17 protein-coding genes are annotated in these 16,517 nt (G+C 72.6%); 13 read left to right on the top strand and 4 right to left on the bottom strand.

The window, feature by feature from the left end; genetic code table 11:
• From ACZ5Y0_RS31890 to ACZ5Y0_RS31880, 3 genes are all read left to right on the top strand, one after another.
• Window positions 1-300: carboxyl transferase domain-containing protein (locus tag ACZ5Y0_RS31890; RefSeq protein ID WP_469132149.1), on the top strand; the 300-nt coding region annotated here is incomplete at its 5' end.
• A gap of 13 nt (window positions 301-313) precedes the next feature.
• Window positions 314-931 carry a ScbR family autoregulator-binding transcription factor gene (locus ACZ5Y0_RS31885; protein WP_469132148.1) on the top strand — a complete coding sequence of 206 codons (618 nt, stop codon included), beginning with the start codon at window positions 314-316 and terminating at the stop codon, window positions 929-931.
• A gap of 832 nt (window positions 932-1,763) precedes the next feature.
• Window positions 1,764-2,591, top strand: a complete 828-nt coding sequence (locus ACZ5Y0_RS31880; protein ID WP_469132147.1) for an AfsR/SARP family transcriptional regulator — start codon at window positions 1,764-1,766, stop codon at window positions 2,589-2,591.
• Here the strand turns inward: ACZ5Y0_RS31880 and ACZ5Y0_RS31875 are convergent.
• Together ACZ5Y0_RS31875 and ACZ5Y0_RS31870 are read right to left on the bottom strand one after the other, a co-directional pair.
• On the bottom strand, window positions 2,560-3,690 hold the full coding sequence (locus ACZ5Y0_RS31875; protein WP_469132146.1) for an AfsR/SARP family transcriptional regulator: 1,131 nt from the start codon (window positions 3,688-3,690) through the stop codon (window positions 2,560-2,562). The two genes, ACZ5Y0_RS31880 and ACZ5Y0_RS31875, sit on opposite strands and share 32 nt — an antisense overlap.
• 206 nt (window positions 3,691-3,896) lie before the next feature.
• Window positions 3,897-4,193, bottom strand: coding sequence for a hypothetical protein (locus tag ACZ5Y0_RS31870; RefSeq protein ID WP_469132145.1), 297 nt, complete (start codon window positions 4,191-4,193; stop codon window positions 3,897-3,899).
• A gap of 307 nt (window positions 4,194-4,500) precedes the next feature.
• Between ACZ5Y0_RS31870 and ACZ5Y0_RS31865 the strand changes: the two genes are divergently transcribed.
• On the top strand, window positions 4,501-5,322 hold the full coding sequence (locus tag ACZ5Y0_RS31865; protein WP_469132144.1) for an AfsR/SARP family transcriptional regulator: 822 nt from the start codon (window positions 4,501-4,503) through the stop codon (window positions 5,320-5,322).
• Between the two features lie 22 nt (window positions 5,323-5,344).
• Here the strand turns inward: ACZ5Y0_RS31865 and ACZ5Y0_RS31860 are convergent, their stop codons facing one another.
• Window positions 5,345-5,578 (bottom strand): DUF6059 family protein, encoded by a 234-nt coding sequence (locus ACZ5Y0_RS31860; protein WP_469132143.1) that lies wholly within the window; start codon window positions 5,576-5,578, stop codon window positions 5,345-5,347.
• A 1,225-nt stretch (window positions 5,579-6,803) separates the two neighbouring features.
• Between ACZ5Y0_RS31860 and ACZ5Y0_RS31855 the strand changes: the two genes are divergently transcribed.
• The 3 genes from ACZ5Y0_RS31855 to ACZ5Y0_RS31845 all read left to right on the top strand — a co-directional run bounded on the left by ACZ5Y0_RS31855 (window position 6,804) and on the right by ACZ5Y0_RS31845 (window position 10,749).
• Entirely contained in the window at window positions 6,804-7,781 is a 978-nt protein-coding gene (locus tag ACZ5Y0_RS31855; protein WP_469132142.1) for an aromatase/cyclase, read from the top strand.
• A 92-nt stretch (window positions 7,782-7,873) separates the two neighbouring features.
• Entirely contained in the window at window positions 7,874-9,688 is a 1,815-nt protein-coding gene (locus ACZ5Y0_RS31850; RefSeq protein ID WP_469132141.1) for an acyl-CoA dehydrogenase, read from the top strand.
• Window positions 9,689-9,786: 98 nt separating this feature from the next.
• A complete protein-coding gene (locus ACZ5Y0_RS31845) occupies window positions 9,787-10,749 on the top strand; it encodes a 4'-phosphopantetheinyl transferase family protein (RefSeq protein ID WP_469132140.1) in 963 nt (320 codons plus the stop codon).
• Window positions 10,750-11,022: 273 nt separating this feature from the next.
• Here the strand turns inward: ACZ5Y0_RS31845 and ACZ5Y0_RS31840 are convergent, their stop codons facing one another.
• A complete protein-coding gene (locus tag ACZ5Y0_RS31840; RefSeq protein ID WP_469132139.1) occupies window positions 11,023-11,478 on the bottom strand; it encodes a nuclear transport factor 2 family protein in 456 nt (151 codons plus the stop codon).
• 165 nt (window positions 11,479-11,643) lie between these two features.
• Between ACZ5Y0_RS31840 and ACZ5Y0_RS31835 the strand changes: the two genes are divergently transcribed.
• The 6 genes from ACZ5Y0_RS31835 to ACZ5Y0_RS31810 all read left to right on the top strand — a co-directional run bounded on the left by ACZ5Y0_RS31835 (window position 11,644) and on the right by ACZ5Y0_RS31810 (window position 16,517).
• A complete protein-coding gene (locus ACZ5Y0_RS31835; protein ID WP_469132138.1) occupies window positions 11,644-13,131 on the top strand; it encodes an FAD-dependent monooxygenase in 1,488 nt (495 codons plus the stop codon).
• Window positions 13,132-13,185: 54 nt separating this feature from the next.
• The gene (locus ACZ5Y0_RS31830; RefSeq protein WP_469132137.1) at window positions 13,186-13,881 is read left to right on the top strand and encodes an antibiotic biosynthesis monooxygenase family protein; all 696 of its coding nucleotides are present in this window, start codon (window positions 13,186-13,188) and stop codon (window positions 13,879-13,881) included.
• Between the two features lie 117 nt (window positions 13,882-13,998).
• Window positions 13,999-14,328, top strand: coding sequence for a TcmI family type II polyketide cyclase (locus ACZ5Y0_RS31825; protein WP_469132136.1), 330 nt, complete (start codon window positions 13,999-14,001; stop codon window positions 14,326-14,328).
• Window positions 14,329-14,428: 100 nt separating this feature from the next.
• Window positions 14,429-14,704 (top strand): phosphopantetheine-binding protein, encoded by a 276-nt coding sequence (locus ACZ5Y0_RS31820; protein ID WP_469132135.1) that lies wholly within the window; start codon window positions 14,429-14,431, stop codon window positions 14,702-14,704.
• A gap of 13 nt (window positions 14,705-14,717) precedes the next feature.
• Window positions 14,718-15,503, top strand: coding sequence for a 3-oxoacyl-ACP reductase FabG (gene fabG, locus ACZ5Y0_RS31815; protein WP_469132134.1), 786 nt, complete (start codon window positions 14,718-14,720; stop codon window positions 15,501-15,503).
• Window positions 15,504-15,572: 69 nt separating this feature from the next.
• Window positions 15,573-16,517: an aromatase/cyclase gene (locus ACZ5Y0_RS31810; RefSeq protein ID WP_469132133.1), complete on the top strand. Its 945-nt coding sequence runs from the start codon at window positions 15,573-15,575 to the stop codon at window positions 16,515-16,517.

The following is a 16,517-nucleotide window of genomic DNA, read 5'->3' as shown; positions in this document are numbered from 1 at the left end:
GCCGACCTCACGTTCGCCTGGCCCACCAACGAGATCGCCGTGATGGGCGCCGAGGGCGCCGCCAACGTCATCTTCCGCCGCCAGATCGCCGAGGCGGACGATCCCGAGGCCATGCGGGCGCGGATGGTCAAGGAGTACAAGTCCGAGCTGATGCACCCCTACTACGCGGCCGAGCGCGGCCTCGTCGACGACGTCATCGACCCCGCCGAGACCCGCGAGGTGCTGATCAGGTCCCTGGCGATGCTGCGCACCAAGCAGGCCGACCTTCCCTCACGCAAGCATGGCAACCCGCCGCAGTAATGGAGCACCTTGAATGGTCAGACAGGAACGAGCGCTGCGTACCCGCGAGGCACTGATCGAGTCGGCCGCCACGGTCTTCGACCGGGACGGCTTCAGCGTGGCGTCGCTCACCGCGATCAGCTCGCTGGCCGGAGTGAGCAACGGAGCGCTCCACTTCCACTTCGCGAGCAAGGCCGGTGTGGCCGACGCGGTGGAAGAGGCCGCGTCGGAACGGCTGGACCGCATCGTCGCGGCGCACGAAGGCGCGGTCGGCAACGCCCTGCAACTGCTGGTGAACACCTCGCACGACCTGGCCCGCCGGCTAAGTGAGGACGTGGTGCTGCGCGCGGGTTTCGATCTGAGCCGTGGACAGGTCCATCAGGGCGGCCGGGACCTGTACCGCCAGTGGCACGAGTGGGTCGAGGGGGCGCTGAAGCGCGCTGACGGGGAGGGCGTGCTCAACGAGGTCACGCCCGAGCAGGTGACGTCCTCGGTGGTGGCGGCCACCACCGGCTTCGAGGTGCTGGGCGCGCGGGACCCGCAGTGGCTCTCGCGCCGCACCGTCACCAAGTTCTGGCAGTTGCTGCTGCCGCGGCTGGCCACGCCCGCCGTGCTCGGCGATCTCGTGGCGGCCGGCGGCTCGCCCCGGTGACGCCTGCCGGCGGGCGAAGGGGCCCCCGGACCGCTGGGGCGACCTTGGGGGCGCGGGGCTCGGTCCCCGCCGTGCGTCCGCTCTCCGTCGGTCTTGCGTCGGACGCGTGCCTCCGGTGCCTCCGGGAGGCTTCGCGGGCCGTTCTGAGGGCTCTGCGGGCATGGCCGTGTGGTGAAGGTGCGTGACGGCCCGATGGCGCGCCGTGGCATGCGGTTCCGGGGCTGCGGTCATGTTGTGGCGGGCCGGCCGGCGGGGCCGGTGATCCGGTCCCGGATCGCGAAGAGGAAGACCGTCCGGCTCGATGGCCGTGAGCGCTCATCAGGTGGCGGCGGCACCGGAAGGGAAGGGCGCTGAGGCACCGCTGAACGCGGACGGAAGCCGCTGCGCCCCGCCCGGACAGCGCAAGCCTTCCGTTGCGCTGTTGCGCCGTCGCGCCCTCTCGCCGGCGGATGGCTGTTCTCCGCACCGGTTGTCCCAGGCACTTCCGGCTGCCCGGCGGCGCACCGTTGGCGTACCGCTGCCCGAACCGCCGCCCGCTGGTGGCCCTTCGGCGCGGTCTCACAGAAGCCCTCACGCCGCGTTCGAGCGTCATCTCCTCGACCCCGCGGAACGACAGTCGCAAGCGGGACTTCGGGCCCTGTGGTGTGCGGGGGACCCTCGTCGGAGGTGGTGCGCGAGTGGGGGACATCTTCACTTCTCATTGACAAACCGACTGCGCTGTTTTTTACTCGTGCTCAAGCGAGAGCCGTGGCACACCGTCCAAGCTTCCAAGCGGTGGTCCTCACGGCATCGATCCGTACGCCACCGGCACCGGACAAAGGGGGAGAAGACAGTGGACATCGAGGTTCTGGGCGCACTGTCGGTACGCGAGCACGGCATCTCCGTCACACCAACGGCTCCCAAGCCGCGGCAGGTGCTGGCCCTGCTCGCTCTGCACGCGGACCGGGTGGTCCAGGTCTCCTCCCTGATCGACGAGCTGTGGGACGACGAACCGCCGCGCAGCGCCCGCACCACGCTTCAGACGTACGTGCTGCAACTGCGGGAGCTCATCGGCGAGGCGCTGGCCAAGGCCGGTGAGAAGGGCGTCACCGCCAAGGACATCCTGGTCACGCTCCCCGGCGGCTACCGCCTGAACACCCGCGGCGGCCGGGTCGACTTCCGCGAGTTCGAGAAGCAGGCCGGCGCGGGCTACCGGGCCATGGACGCCGACGACTTCTCCGGCGCGGCACGGCGGCTGCGCGAGGCGCTGTCACTGTGGACCGGCCCCGCGCTCGCCGACGTCACCGCCGGCAGCCGGATCGGCCTCGAGGTCAAGCGCCTGGACGAGGCCCGGCTGTGCGCCCTGGACCAGCGCATCGAGGCCGATCTGCGACGCGGCCGCCACCGCGAGCTGCTGTCCGAGCTGACCGTCCTGGTCAACCGGCACCGCATGCACGAGAGCCTGCACGGCCAGTTCATGGTGGCCCTGCACCGATCCGGGCGGCGTGGCGATGCGCTCAACGTCTACCAGCGGCTGCGCACCACGCTCGTGCGCGAGCTGGGCCTGGAGCCGTCGCCGACGCTCAGTCGGCTCCAGCGCTCCATCCTGATGGCCACCCCGGAGACCGTCCCGGCCCGCGACCCGGAGATCACCGGGCAGCCCATGGTCCGGGTGGGCTGACCCGTATCCTGCCGGACCGGGCCGACCGCCCGGCGCCGAGCGGTCCCGTCACCGGACCCGCGCCCACGCCCGCCAGGGCCGACAGGTGGTCCAAGCGGTGGATCAGGGCCTCCTGCTCCAAGCTGAGGCGCTCCACATGGCGCCGCAGGCGGGCGATCTCCTCGGTGAGGGCAGGGACCGCGGCCTCCGGACAGGGGTCCGGTGCCGGGCAGGGCACCGAGGAGACCGTGGGGCGGTGGGCGGCCGGGAACGGATCGGCGCAGCCGGGGAGCGCGAGCACCGGATCGTGGTGGAGGATCGCCTCCATCCGGCCGCGCAGCACCGGACCGGGCTCGACGCCGAGTTCCAGGGCCAGGTGCTTGCGGGCTCGGTCGTAGACACCGAGGGCCTCCGCCTGTCGGCCGCAGCGGTACAGGGCCACCATCAACAGGTCGTAGAAACGTTCCCGCACGGGGTGGTCGCTGGTCAGTTCCTCCAGCTCGCCCGTAATCTCGTCGTGCCGGCCGGTCCGCAGGCACGCGTCGTACAGCGCCTCCAGCACCGTCAGCCGGTTCTCCTCCAGCAGGGCCGCCTCGGCCGCGCAGATGCTTCCGCGCACGCTGCCCTCCAGAGCCGGCCCCCGCCACCACGACAGCGCCCGGCGCAGCAGGTCGACGGCGTGTCCCGGATCGCCGACCGCCACGGCCCGGCCCTCGGCCGCCAGGCGGTTGAAGAGTTCGGCGTCGGTGGTGGCGCCGCCCAGCCGCAGGACATAGCCGAGCGAGCTGGTCCTGACCCAGTCGCGGTGCGGCTCACCGGCCGCGCCGGGTGCCGCCGCCAGCACCCGGCGCAACCGTGCCACATGGGCTTGCAGGGCGTTCCCGGCGTGCGCCGGGGGACGCTCGCCCCACAACTCGTCGATGAGCCGGTGGACGGAGACGATCTGCCCCGCCTTCACCAGGAGCACGCCCAGCAGAGCCCGCTGCTTGGCCCCCAGGGGCCGGATCCGCAGCCCGGTGCGCTCGTCGTGGAACTCGACGGGCCCGAGGATGCGGAACAGCACCCTCTCCCCGGTCCCGGGTCCGGCCGTCCCCGGGCCCGTGCCGTCGTACCCGCTCACGCTTTCGCTCTCCGGACCGAGGACCGGAGAGGAGTGCACACCGCATTCCATGGATGGCTCCGTCTGGTGATCCGATTCCGGCTGGCCGGGAAATGGAAAAGGAGAGCTGCAATTCCTCCGGCTGTCGGACCATAGACGCTGTACGCGAACGGCGGTGAAAAAACGAACCCGGCTCCAGCGGATTTCCGGGGTTCTTCGAGTTCACGTCATGCGGCGTGTGGTGTGCGGTTCACCGGCGGGCGCCGCCCGCCGCAGGCGGGACGCGCCATCAGCTCGGGAAATCCGACCTCGACGCCGCGCCGGTGCCAGGCGGCGACCAGTTCCATGACGGTGATCGAATCCAGGCCCCGGTACGCCGATTCCTCGCCCGGGGCCGGCGCGGCGTGCCCCGCGTGCCGGGCACAGGGGCCGGTCATCACCCGCAGCAGCTGCCGCGTCAGTGGGTCAGGGCCCGCGGGCGGGCCCTGACCCGCGTCCCGCCCGGTGCTCTCGGTGGTTTCCATGGCGCGGAAAGCTAACAGCGCGGGTCCGCCCGCAGAAGACGGACGGCTCCCGCTTTTTCCAGCGGTCAGGGGAGCATCAGGGATATGTCAGCCCACCCCCGGCAGAAGGGGCGCCGCAAGAAGGTCACTCGATGATTCCTCGACGATATTCGAGGGCCGGGTTGCGGCGGGATACGGTGCGCCTCGTACATGCGTCGCGGGAAAGGGCATCCGGTCCCCACGTGGCGCAATATCGACGAACCTCGGGCACCGATTCGCACACCGGATCGGAAACCGACTACAGCCGTCGAGGTACGGGGAGGAAACCATGAAGATTCGTGTTCTGGGTCCACTGAGTGCCGACGTCAACGGGATGTCGATCGTCCCGACGGCCGGGAAGCCGCGCCAGATCCTGGCCCTGCTCGCCCTCTACCCGGGCCGGGTCATGCCCGTGCCCACGCTCATGGAGGAGATCTGGGGCACCGACCTCCCCCAGAGCGCCCTCACCACCCTGCAGACCTACATCCTCCAGCTGCGGCGCCGACTCGGTACCGCCATGGGGCCCGGCGCCCCCGGCGCGGCCAAGGACGTGCTCGCCACCCGGCACGGCGGCTACCTGTTGCAGATACCGGCCGACGCGGTCGACGTCCACGAATACGAGTGCCTCGTCACCGAGGGCCAGCAGGCCTTCGAGAAGGGCGATGACGAGCTGGCGGCCCGCACCTACCGCCAGGCGCTGGACCTGTGGCAGGGGCCCGCCCTGGTTGACGTACGCGTCGGCCCGGTGCTGGAGATCGAGGCGATGCGGCTGGAGGAGAGCCGGCTCGTCACCCGGGAACGCCGCATCGATGCCGACCTCCGGCTCGGCCGGCATGCCGAGGTCACCGCCGAGCTGATGGACCTGACCGCCCGGCACCCCGAGCACGAGGGGCTGCACTCGCAGGCCATGGTGGCGCTGTACCGCTCCGGTCGGCAGGCCGCCGCGCTCGACGTCTACCACCGGCTGCGCCGCCGGCTGGTCGACGAGCTGGGTGTGGAGCCCTCACCGCAGTTGCAGCGGCTGCACCAGGCGATGCTCGCCGTCGACCCCCAGCTGGACGTGGTGTCCGGTCCTCGACGCAGCTCCACCTTCGACCTGTACGCGGCCTGACGCCGCCGCGCCGCCGGGCAGGTCAGTCCGCGAGGTCCAGCTCCTTCAGCAGGGCTCGTTCCAGCGCGGTCAGGGGCAGGTCCGGGCGCAGACGCTCGGGATGACCGGGCGGGGGGGCGTGGAGCAGCCGGGCGGCATTGGCCCGGGCTGCCTCGCCCGCCATCTGGACGGTGCCGGCGGCCACCAGGCACTGCCAGACGCAGGCCGCCAGGGCGCGGGCGGCCCGCCGCACGCGCCGGGCACCGGAAAACGCCATCAGAACTCCTTCGGGCAGCGGAGTGCCGTTCCCGTCAGGTTCGGTCCGTGCGCTCGTGAACCGCCTGACATCGTCTCGAGTCCTCAGCCGTCGCGCTTCCGGCGCGGCTCGTCGTCACGGCGCCACGGGAAGCCGGGGCCGGCGGATCCATGAGGAAGTGCCGGGGCCGAAGGCGTCGTCCTGCGACGGCCTTCCTCGCCTCGCAGCCGCGGTTCGGGATCGCCCGGCCGCGTATGGCCGGACCAGCGCGCAGTACGCGGTGCGCACGGACGTGCTCGCCCCCCTGCGGGAAGGCCCGCAGCATGCCGTCCAGTGGTCCCCTTCGGTCCCCTCGCAGACATGTACCGCCCTGGCCGGGGGCGGGAGAACGAGGGGCCGGCGTGGACCACGGCCGTCGGCACTCGACCGCCGGGCCGTCGGCGCTCTCCGGCCGTCGGCACTCGACGGCCGCCGGGGCCCCTGTCAGGGAACGGGCGGGCGGCTGAACGACCCACCCGCACACCGCCCGTCGGCTCCGTCGCGGCAGGTGACACCCCGGCGCACCACCCGTCGGCCCCGGCGCGGCCCGTTCCCGACGGGACATGACTCAACCGCCCGTCGGCTCCGTCGCGGCACGTGACACCCCGGCGCACCACCCGTCGGCCCCGGCGCGGCCCGCTTCCGACGGGACATGACTCACTCGGAACGGCGGTGGCAACGCGCTCCCAGGCAGCGACGGGCTCGACCAGCGGCGGGCTCGGCGGCAGCGAGGGTCTCGGTGGGGCTCGACGGAAGCGATGGGCTCGACGGCAGCGTCGTACGACGGCAGCGGTGGCAGGGGCCGCCGAGACCCCGAGCACCCGGCCGACAGGCCGGGCGTGCCGGAGCGGATCCGAGCGGACCGGGGGAAGCCGGGGGAGCCGGGCCGGCCGGGCCTGGGCGAGGCGGGCATCCGCCGAAGAACGCGCGGCTGAGCCCGTCTTCCCCCGGTCGGCACCCCCGTGCTCGTCGAGGCCGCAGGGTGATCACGGCGGTCGGATCCGGGTCGAGCCGGCGTCGAGCGGGGGTGCCCCGCGGGCGGGCCCGCCGCGCCGTGCTGGCGATTCGAGCGGCGGTCGAGCCGCGGCCGAGGTGTTCTCCACCCGATCAGGACACAGTCCATGGCGAGCCTGTACGGGCCACGCTGGTCGCGGCGGCCCGTGGCCGCCGGGCCTTCCGGACGTCCGAGACGAGAGGGGTGTGGTGCATGTACCTCGCGCCTGTGCACCGTATGGCCCAGCACACGGAGGTGGACGCCCCGGCCGGCGTACTCTACGGCCTGATCGCGGACGCCCTGCGCTGGCCGGTCTTCCTGCCGCCCACCGTCCACGTCGAACAGCTGGAGTACGACGGGGAGTCGGAGCGGCTGCGGATGTGGGTCACCGCCAACGGCGAGATCAGGTCCTGGACCACGCGGCGCGTCCTGGACCCCGTGGCACACCGCGTCGACTTCCGTCAGGAAGTGCTGCCCCGCCCGGTGACCTCCATGGGAGGCAGCTGGACCGTCGAGCCCCGTGGCCCCGAGCAGTCCCTCGTCACCCTGCGCAACGACTTCGCGGTCACCGACAACACGCGCGCGGACGTCGACTGGGTCAAGCGCGCCACCACCGCCAACACACGTGCCGCGCTCGCCAACCTCCGGCAGCTCGCCGAGCGTTGGCGCCGCTTGGACGGCCTCGTCCTGTCCTTCGAGGAATCGGTGCACATCGACGCGGCCGTCGAGCCGGTCTACGACTTCCTGCACCGCTTCGGCGACCGGGCCGACGCCGTGCCCGGCGCCACGAAGATCGGCATATCCGAGCGCGGACCCGGGGTGCAGCTGATGACCGTGGTGCTGTCCGGAGCCGACGGCACGACGCGGACGACCGAATCGGTACGGATCGGCTTCCCGCACGCCGGACGCATCGTCTACAAGGACATCCGGGACACCGAGCAACCCGCGCTGCTCGCCGCGCACACGGGGGAGTGGTCGGTCGAACCCGACCCGTGGGGCGCGGGTGTCACCGTCGTCGCGCGGCACCACGCCGTCCTCGACGAGGACGGTGTGCGGGAGCGGTACGGCGACGGGGCCGAGGCGGTGCGCGTCGCGCGGGAGGCGCTGCGCTCACGGCTCGCCCGCGAGAGCGTCGCCACGCTGCGGCTGGCCAGGGAGCACGCCGAGGGCGCACTTGCCCGCAGAGCCTGAGCCGCGCGGCCGGCCCGGCCGCCGCGACCGTGCTCACCGCGCCGAACGGTCCGTCCGCGTCTGGTGGGACGGACCGGAGTTGGAGGTTCCACGTGAATGACAACCTGACCGCGGGTACCGGTGCGCCCGGGACCGCGGTACGGCCCGTCGCCCCCCGTTCCTCCCAGGTTCCCGGTGACGGTGCCGCGCGGGCCCAGTACGTCGAGGACCTGCTCGGTGATCCCTTCGCCGACGACAACCCGCACGGCCAGCGGGCGTTGCTGGCCGCCGACGAGCGACGCGAGGTGCCCGGGGCCACCGAGGAACTGCTCGACCGCTTCGGCCTCGCCGCGGAGTTCGTGCCGAAGGCGCTGGGCGGCCGCCTCGCCGGCGTCGAGGGGCTCGCGCAGGTGCTGCGGCCGGTGTTCCGGCGGGACGTGGCGCTCGGTTTCGGCGCCGGCATCACCGCTCTGTTCGCCGCGTCCGTGGTGTGGGCCGCCGGCGACGGGCGGCAGCGCAGGGACACCGCGCGGCGACTGCTCGACGGCGGCCGCCTCACCATCCTGCACCGCGAGTTCGCGCACGCCAACGCGATCCTGCGCGGCGAGTACAGCGCGCGCCCCGCGCCGGGCGGTGGTTACGTCGTGGACGGCCGCAAGGAGGTCGTCATCAACGCCGACCGCGCCGACGCGTTCGTCGCCTACGTACGCACCGCCCCCGGCGACGGCCCGGACAGCCACTCCGTGTTCCTGCTGGAGACCGACCGGCTCCCGGCGCACGCCGTGCACCGGCTGCCGCGGGCCCGCACCCACGGCATGCGCGGCGCTCACTACGCCGGACTGGACCTCGACAACTGCCCCGTGCCCGCCGACGCCCTGGTCGGGAAGCTCGGCGAGGGCATCTACCTGTCCCTGCGCACGTTCCAGGTCAGCCGGGCACTGGTGTCCGGCGGTGCCCTCGTCGGCGGGATGGACAGCGCGCTGCGCTACGCCGTGCGGGCCCTCAGCGAGTCCCGCCGCGGTCTGGTGCTGCGCGGGCGCCGGGGCCGGGTGCTCGCCGGGGTCTTCGCCGACCTGCTCGCCTGCGACAGTCTGGCCGTCGCCGGACTGCGGCTGCTCGACCTGGCCCCCGAGCACGCCCTCGTTCCCTCGGCCGCCGTCAAGTACGCCGTGTCCGCGCTGCTCCACGAGGACCTCGACGAACTCGCCGCGGTGCTCGGCGCCCGCGGCTACGACCGCGGCCCCGCGTACGGCGGCTTCCAGAAGCTCGTGCGCGACCTGCCCGTGGCCGGGCTCGGACACGCCGGCACCGCCGACACCCAGGCCGTGCTCGTCCCCCACCTGCGCACCCTGGCCCACACCGCATGGCGTGGCGAGACCGGGCACGAGGCCCCTGCCGCGCTCTTCACCCCCGGCGGCCGGAGCGCCACGCTCGACTTCCGACGGCTCGACGCCGGACCCCGCGACCCGCGGCACGGTTGCGACGGGCTGCTCGCCGCGCTGCTCGGCGCCGCCGCCCGGCTCGACGGCAAGCGTGCCCGCGGCCCCCGATGGGCGGCGCTCGCCGACCTGGCCCGCGCTTTCGCCGCCGAGGTGCACAGCCTCGCCGAGCGGTGCGCCACGCTCTCCGGGCGCCCGGACGCCGGGGCGCTCGCCCCGGCCGCGTACGTCCTCGTCGACCGGTACTGCCTGCTGCTCGCCGCCGCCTCCTGCCTCGCCGTCTGCGAGAACGCCGCCCCCGCCACCCCGGACGGCTCCCTGCTCGCCGAACCCGACTGGGCGTTGCTGGCCCTGACCCGGTTCGGCCGCCGCCTCGGCCTGGAGGTGCCCGAACCGCCGGACGGCGTCGCGCAGGATCTCGCCGCCGGGCTCGTGGACCGGTACCGGCGCGGGCGGAGCTTCGACCTGTACGGAATGCGGCTCGCATGACGCCCCGCCTCAACAGAAACGATTCAGCTCCGCACGGGACGGCCCGGCAGCCCCACGAGCCCGCCGGGCCGGGACGACCACGGAAGGAGGTGAACGCCGTGCACCACGGTGAGCCCACGGACGTGCGCGGCGGCGCCGGCCGCGTCACGGACGACATCGACGCCCGCGACACCGTCGGCGTCCTCGCCACCCTGCACCGCCTGAGCGCCCTCGGCGTCGTCGCCACCGCGCGCGGTTCCGCCGTCGCACCGCCCGTGCACATCCCGCGCCCCGACAGCTCCTGGCTGCGGGTCCGGGAGAACCTCCTGGACCGCGGTGCCACGGTGGCGTACGCGACCTGGACCGAGTGGCTGCCCGCCGTGCTCACCACGCCGCGCCTCAGGCCGCTGCTCGGCCGCGACTGGAACCGCTACGACGGCACCCAGGACCCCGCGGTCCGCTGCCGGTTCGCCGCTTCCCGGCTGCTCATCAAGTACACCGCGGCGGCCGCGCTCGGCATCGGGCCCGAGGACATCGACATCGCCTACCGGCTCGGCGGCCGCCCGTACCTGCGCGGACTCGACCAGGTGGAGGTGGGACTGACGCACACCGGTGAGCTGATGGCCGTGGGCATCAGCCGGATGGGCCGGATGGGCCTGGACGCCGAGCGCGCGGACCGGCGCTTCGACCTCGACCTGATGCGGCGCCGGATGTGCACCCCGGCCGAGGCGGCGGAGCTCGACGCGCTGCCCGCGGACCAGCAGGTGGCGTGCCTGCTGCGCCTGTGGACGCTGAAGGAGGCCTACACCAAGGCGCTCGGGCAGGGCATGCGGCTGCCCTTCACCGAGTTCGGCTTCGACCTCGCCCTCGGCGGCCTGCGCACCCCCGACGGCACCGCGGCCCTCGGCGACGAGTGGGCGTTCGCCACTCATCCGGTGCTCGGCCGCTACCTCATCAGCGCGGCCTGCCACGACGCCGGGCTCGACCCGGCCGGGGACACCACGGTCGGCACCATGCTGGACCGGCGGCTGCTCACGGCGATGACGCCGCCCGGGGAGGACGGCCCGTCAGTGGACATCTGAGCCCGCGCCGGGGCCTGGTGCGGGAGGACGTCTGAGGAGCCCCTGGCAGGGCCCGACGGGGCCGGACATCCGAGCAGCCCCTGCGGCAGAGGTCCGGCGGGCGGTGCGGGTCCGTGCGGGGCCGGCCGACGGTGCGGGGCCGTGCGGGGTCCGGCCGACGGTGCGGGGCCGTGCGGGGTCCGGCCGACGGTGCGGGGCCGTGCGGGGTCCGGCCGACGGTGCGGGCCCGGCGGGGCGGTGGCCGGTCCGTACCGCGGTCCGGCCACCGTCGGCTCAGGTCCGGTGCGGAGGCTCCCCCTCGGTGAAGAGCACCTGGAACGACAGCTCGCCCATCCGCCACCCGGCCGGGGTCCTGCGGGCCTCGCCGGAGGCGAGCGTGCCCGCGCGGAACAGCGGCGGCCGGTCCCCGCCGGGATGGTGGACGTGCGTGGTCAGCACGTTGGCGCGGAACACGGCCCGGTCCCCCTCGACGGTCACCACCGGCGGCGAGCCCAGGTGCTGGGTCCGGGCGAACGCCGCGAGGGAGGCGCGGTGCCACTCGGCGAGCCCGGCGCACCCTGCGTGGCGGCTCATCGGGAAGGTGACGACCGCGTCCTCGGTGAACAGGCTCCGGGCCCAGGCGTCGTCGAGTTCCTCGTCATCGAGCGCGATCAGATAACGGCCCAGCAGTTCCCCGACCAGAGCGGTGTCGGCGGCCGTGGCCGAGGCGGCGAGATGGTTGGAAGTCACCGCCCGAGCATGGTGCCGGGCGCGCTCGCGGGACCAGGTTCCTGCCGAAGATCTGACATTGCCGACAGAGTTCTGTCATGGATTGCGCGAAGCCTGTACCGCATTCTCTTTACCGTTCTCCCGTGGCCCGGCAATACTCGTCAAACACCAGTCGGGAGAGGGCAGATGAATACCTTTGACGCGGACGTGATCATAGTCGGAGCAGGACCCACCGGACTCATGCTCGCAGGTGAGTTGAGTCTCAATGGAGTCTCCGCCCTGGTCGTCGACCGGCTTGCCGAGCCCATCAGGGAATCCCGTGCCCTCGGATTTTCCGCGCGCACGATCGAGGAATTCGCCCAGCGCGGACTTATTTCCCGGCTCGGTGACGTCGACGTCATTCCTTTCGGTCATTTCGGTGGTGTGCCGCTCGACTACCGCGTCCTTCCCGGCGGTTCCTACGGCGCCCGCGGCATCCCCCAGTCGCGGACCGAGGCCATGCTCGCGGGCTGGATCGCCGAGCGCGGCGTCGAGGTGCGCCGCGGCGCCGAGGTCACCGGCGTCGAGCAGGACGACGACGGGGTCACCGTCCGCATCGCCACCGAGGACGGCGCCGGGACGCTGCGCGCCCGCTACGTCGTCGGCTGTGACGGCGCCCGCAGCGTGGTGCGCACCAGCGCCGGCATCGACTTCCCCGGCACCGCGCCCACCGTCGAGCTGCGCTTCGCCGACATCACCGGCGTACGGCTGCGTCCGCGGTTCAGCGGGGAACCGGTGCCCGGTGGCATGGTCATGGTGCTGCCGCTCGGCCCGGACCGCAGCCGCGTCATCTACTACGACCGCGCCCAGCCGCTGCGCACCAGCCCGGACCCGATCACCTTCGAGGAGGTCGCCGAGGCCTTCCAGCGCCTGTCCGGCGAGGACATCAGCGCTGCCACGCCGCTGTGGGTCTCCTCCACCACCGACGTCAGCCGTCAGGCCGCCGAGTACCGCAAGGGCCGCGTCTTCGTCGCCGGTGACGCCGCCCACATCCACCTGCCGATCGGTGCCCAGGGCATGAGCGCCGGCATCCAGGACGCCGTCAACCTCGGCTGGAAGCTCGCCCTCGACATCAAGGGCCGCGCTCCCGAGGGGCTGCTCGACACCTACCACGCCGAGCGCCACCCGGTCGGCGCCCGTGTCCTCGCCAACACCCTCGCCCAGCGCACCCTCTACCTCGGCGGTGCCGAAGTCGACCCGCTGCGCCAGGTGTTCACCGAGCTGGTGCGGCACGAGGAGGTGCAGCGCCACCTGGTGGGCATGGTCACCGGGCTCGACATCCGTCACGACGTCGGCGCCGACCGCCACCCGCTGCTCGGCCGCCGCCTGGAGGACAAGCAGGTCACCCGCGACGGCGTCAAGCAGAGCGTCTTCACCCTCCTCGAGTCCGGGCGCGGTCTGCTGCTCGACCTGACCGACAGCGCCGAACTGCGCGCCGCCGCCCAGGGGTGGTCCGACCGGGTCGACACCGTCACCGTGCAGGGCCCCGAGGACGACGGCGGCCCGGGCGGCCTCCTGGTCCGCCCCGACGGCTACGTCGCCTGGGTCGGCGGCCCGGACGAGGGCCCCGGCGCCGGGACGAGCGGCCTGCCGCTCACCGACGCGCTCGCCCGCTGGTTCGGCCCGGCCGACTGACCCGGGCCCCTCCCCACCGCACGTCGTCACTTTCTCCGAGGAAGCGAAGGAACCATGCCGATCATCTCCACCGAGGACAACTACCTGACCGTCCTCAACCTGTTCACGACCGACACCCCCGAGCACCAGGACCAGCTGCTCACCGAGATGGGCAAGATCGTCGACGCGGCGACCTACGAGGGATGGATCTCCTCCACGGTGCACGCCGGGCAGGACAGCCCCGGCACCGCCAACCTCATCCAGTGGCGCAGCGGCGAGGACCTGGAGAAGCGGTACGCCGGTGAGGAGTTCAAGCACCGCACGCTGCCCGTCTTCCGGGAGATCACCACGGCGATCCGGCTGCTTCAGAACGAGATCGTCTTCACCCAGACCCACCCCGCTCTCGGCGGCCGTGTCGAGGTCTCGCCGGACCGCGACGACTACACCGCCATCGAGGTCCACCGGGTCGCCGAGGCCGACCAGGCCGACTTGATCAAGCTCCTGGGCGAAGGCCAGCACTGGCTGGTGGACGTTCCCGGCTACCGCTCGCACTGCGTCTTCAAGGGCCTGCGCGCCATGTTCGTCGAGGGCGCCTTCGCCGTCGTGTACTCGCAGTGGGACAGCAAGGAGAGCTACGACGCCTTCCGCGGCCTGCCCCACGAGCGCAGGCCGGAGCCCCGCCGCGCCAACGACGAGCGCATCGCCGAGCTGACGATCGAGAGCGACGCCAACACCTACCGCGTGGTGCACACCCGCGCCGCGGGCGAGTAGTCCCCGCGCCCCTCACCGGGCGGGCGCCCAGCGGCCCGCCCGGCCTCCGGCGACCGAGCCGACGGTGCGGATGCGCCCTTCGCGATACACCGGACCCCTGCCAAGGAGCGAGACCCTATGCACAGCACGCTGATCGTGGCCCGCATGGCGCCCGGTTCGAGTGCGGACGTCGCCAGGCTGTTCTCCGAGTTCGACGCCACGGACATGCCGCACCGCATGGGCACCCGGCGGCGCCAGCTGTTCGCCTTCAACGGCCTGTATTTCCACCTTCAGGACTTCGACGAGGACAACGGCGGCGAGCTGATCCAGCGCGCCAAGGACGACCCGCGCTTCGTGAGGATCAGCGACGACCTGAAACCGTTCATCGACCCCTACGACCCCGCGACCTGGCGTTCCCCGGCCGACGCCATGGCACAGCGCTTCTACCGGTGGGAGGCGTCCGACTGAGCGAGCGGCGCGCCGTCCCGCCGGCACACCAGGTCACTGTGCCCGCGACCCACGAAACAGATCAGCTGGGGCACCAGCCCCGAGACCGAAGGAAGTACCCATGGCCAGCATCCAGTTCACCCTCGACGACCTCAGGCGGATCCTTCTCGAGGCCGCGGGCGCGGACGAGAACATCGACCTCGGCGGAGACATCATGGACACCGCGTTCGAGGTGCTCGGCTACGAGTCCATCGCCCTGCTGGAGACCGGCGGCCGCATCGAGCGCGAGTACGGCATCGTCCTGGACGACGACGACCTCAGCGACGAACTCGCGCCGCGCGACCTGATCGAAGCCGTCAACGCCCAGCTGCGCCTGGCCGGCGCCCAGGCCGCCTGAGGGGAGCACATCCATGTCCGACACCACCGGGAGGGTCGCCCTCGTCACCGGCGCGACCAGCGGCATCGGCCTGGAGGTCGCCCGCCTGCTGGCCCAGCAGGGCCATCGCGTCTTCATCGGCGCGCGCAACGCCGACGACGTCGAACTCACCGCCAAGGCGCTGCGCGCCGACGGCCTGGACGTCGACGGCCGCCGGCTGGACGTCCGCGACGCCGACTCCGTCAAGGAGTTCGTGCGCAGTGCCGTCGCCGTGTTCGGCACCGTCGACGTGCTCGTCAACAACGCCGGGCGCTCCGGCGGCGGCCCCACCGCGGACATCACCGACGAGCTGTGGGACGACGTCATCGAGACCAACCTCAACAGCGTCTTCCGGATGACCCGCGAGGTGCTGACCACCGGCGGCATGCGTGCCAAGGACCGCGGCCGGATCATCAACATCGCCTCCACCGCGGGCAAGCAGGGCGTCGTCCTCGGCGCCCCCTACTCGGCGTCCAAGCACGGCGTCGTCGGCTTCACCAAGGCGCTCGGCAACGAGCTGGCCCCGACCGGCATCACCGTCAACGCCGTCTGCCCCGGCTACGTCGAGACGCCGATGGCCCAGCGGGTGCGGCAGGGCTACGCGTCGGCCTACGACACCACCGAGGACGAGATCCTCAAGAAGTTCCAGGCCAAGATTCCGCTCGGCCGCTACTCCACCCCGCAGGAGGTCGCCGGCCTGGTCGGCTACCTGGCCTCCGACACCGCCGCGTCCATCACGTCCCAGGCCCTCAACGTCTGCGGCGGTCTCGGCAACTTCTAGATCCGCCCGTCCCGCCGGAGCTCCGCTCCCTGCCCTCCGCACAGCCGGTACCACCGAGGAGAAGCCGTCATGACGACTCGTGAGGTCGAGCACGAGATCACCATCAGCGCGCCCGCCGCCGCCGTCTACCGCCTCCTCGCCGAGGTGACCAACTGGCCGCGGATCTTCCCGCCCACCATCTACGTCGACCGGGAGGAGACCGGCGCGAACGAGGAGCGCATCCGCATCTGGGCCACCGCCAACGGCGAGCCCAAGACGTGGACCTCGCGCCGCACCCTCGACCCCGAGGCCCTGCGCATCACCTTCCGCCAGGAGGTGCCGGCACCGCCGGTCGCCGCCATGGGCGGAACCTGGATCGTCGAGCCCCTCGACGAGGGCACCTCCCGCGTCCGTCTCCTGCACGACTACCGGGCCGTCGACGACGACCCGCACGACCTGCTGTGGATCGAGCGGGCCGTGGACCGCAACAGCACCAGCGAACTCGGCGCGCTGAAGGAGAACGTCGAGCGGGTCCACGCCGCCGAGACGCAGGAGCTGACCTTCTCCTTCACCGACACCGTGCGGATCGAGGGCTCGGCCAAGGACGCCTTCGCCTTCGTCAACGAGGCCGGGCTGTGGCCCGAGCGGCTCCCGCACGTGGCCCGCGTCCGCTTCGCCGAGGACACCCCCGGCCTCCAGGAGCTGGAGATGGACACCCGGGCCAAGGACGGCTCGACGCACACCACCAAGTCCTACCGGGTCGTCCTCGGCCACCACCGCATCGCCTACAAGCAGGTCACACTGCCGGCGCTGATGACCCTGCACACCGGTGTGTGGACCTTCGAGGAGACCGACGACTCCGGCGCGACGGCCAGCTCCCAGCACACCGTCACCCTCAACACCGAGAACATCGCCAGGATCCTCGGCCCCGAGGCCACCGTCGCCGACGCCCGCGCCTACGTGCAGAGCGCGCTGAGCACCAACAGCCTCGCCACCCTCGGCCACGCCAAGGAGTACGCGGAGCGGAACCGCTGA

Source organism: Streptomyces sp. NPDC033216 (genome assembly GCF_055577115.1).
Note: the sequence above shows the minus strand (reverse complement) of the source record. Positions and strands in the feature narration are given on the sequence as shown.

What these genes read in the sequence shown, in the direction of transcription:
- ACZ5Y0_RS31885 (WP_469132148.1), top strand. Translation starts at nt 314, where the DNA reads ATGGTCAGACAGGAACGAGCGCTGCGTACCCGCGAGGCACTGATCGAG.
- ACZ5Y0_RS31870 (WP_469132145.1), bottom strand. Translation starts at nt 4,193, where the DNA reads ATGGAAACCACCGAGAGCACCGGGCGGGACGCGGGTCAGGGCCCGCCC.
- ACZ5Y0_RS31865 (WP_469132144.1), top strand. Translation starts at nt 4,501, where the DNA reads ATGAAGATTCGTGTTCTGGGTCCACTGAGTGCCGACGTCAACGGGATG.
- ACZ5Y0_RS31860 (WP_469132143.1), bottom strand. Translation starts at nt 5,578, where the DNA reads ATGGCGTTTTCCGGTGCCCGGCGCGTGCGGCGGGCCGCCCGCGCCCTG.
- ACZ5Y0_RS31855 (WP_469132142.1), top strand. Translation starts at nt 6,804, where the DNA reads ATGTACCTCGCGCCTGTGCACCGTATGGCCCAGCACACGGAGGTGGAC.
- ACZ5Y0_RS31835 (WP_469132138.1), top strand. Translation starts at nt 11,644, where the DNA reads ATGAATACCTTTGACGCGGACGTGATCATAGTCGGAGCAGGACCCACC.
- ACZ5Y0_RS31830 (WP_469132137.1), top strand. Translation starts at nt 13,186, where the DNA reads ATGCCGATCATCTCCACCGAGGACAACTACCTGACCGTCCTCAACCTG.
- ACZ5Y0_RS31825 (WP_469132136.1), top strand. Translation starts at nt 13,999, where the DNA reads ATGCACAGCACGCTGATCGTGGCCCGCATGGCGCCCGGTTCGAGTGCG.
- ACZ5Y0_RS31820 (WP_469132135.1), top strand. Translation starts at nt 14,429, where the DNA reads ATGGCCAGCATCCAGTTCACCCTCGACGACCTCAGGCGGATCCTTCTC.
- fabG (WP_469132134.1), top strand. Translation starts at nt 14,718, where the DNA reads ATGTCCGACACCACCGGGAGGGTCGCCCTCGTCACCGGCGCGACCAGC.
- ACZ5Y0_RS31810 (WP_469132133.1), top strand. Translation starts at nt 15,573, where the DNA reads ATGACGACTCGTGAGGTCGAGCACGAGATCACCATCAGCGCGCCCGCC.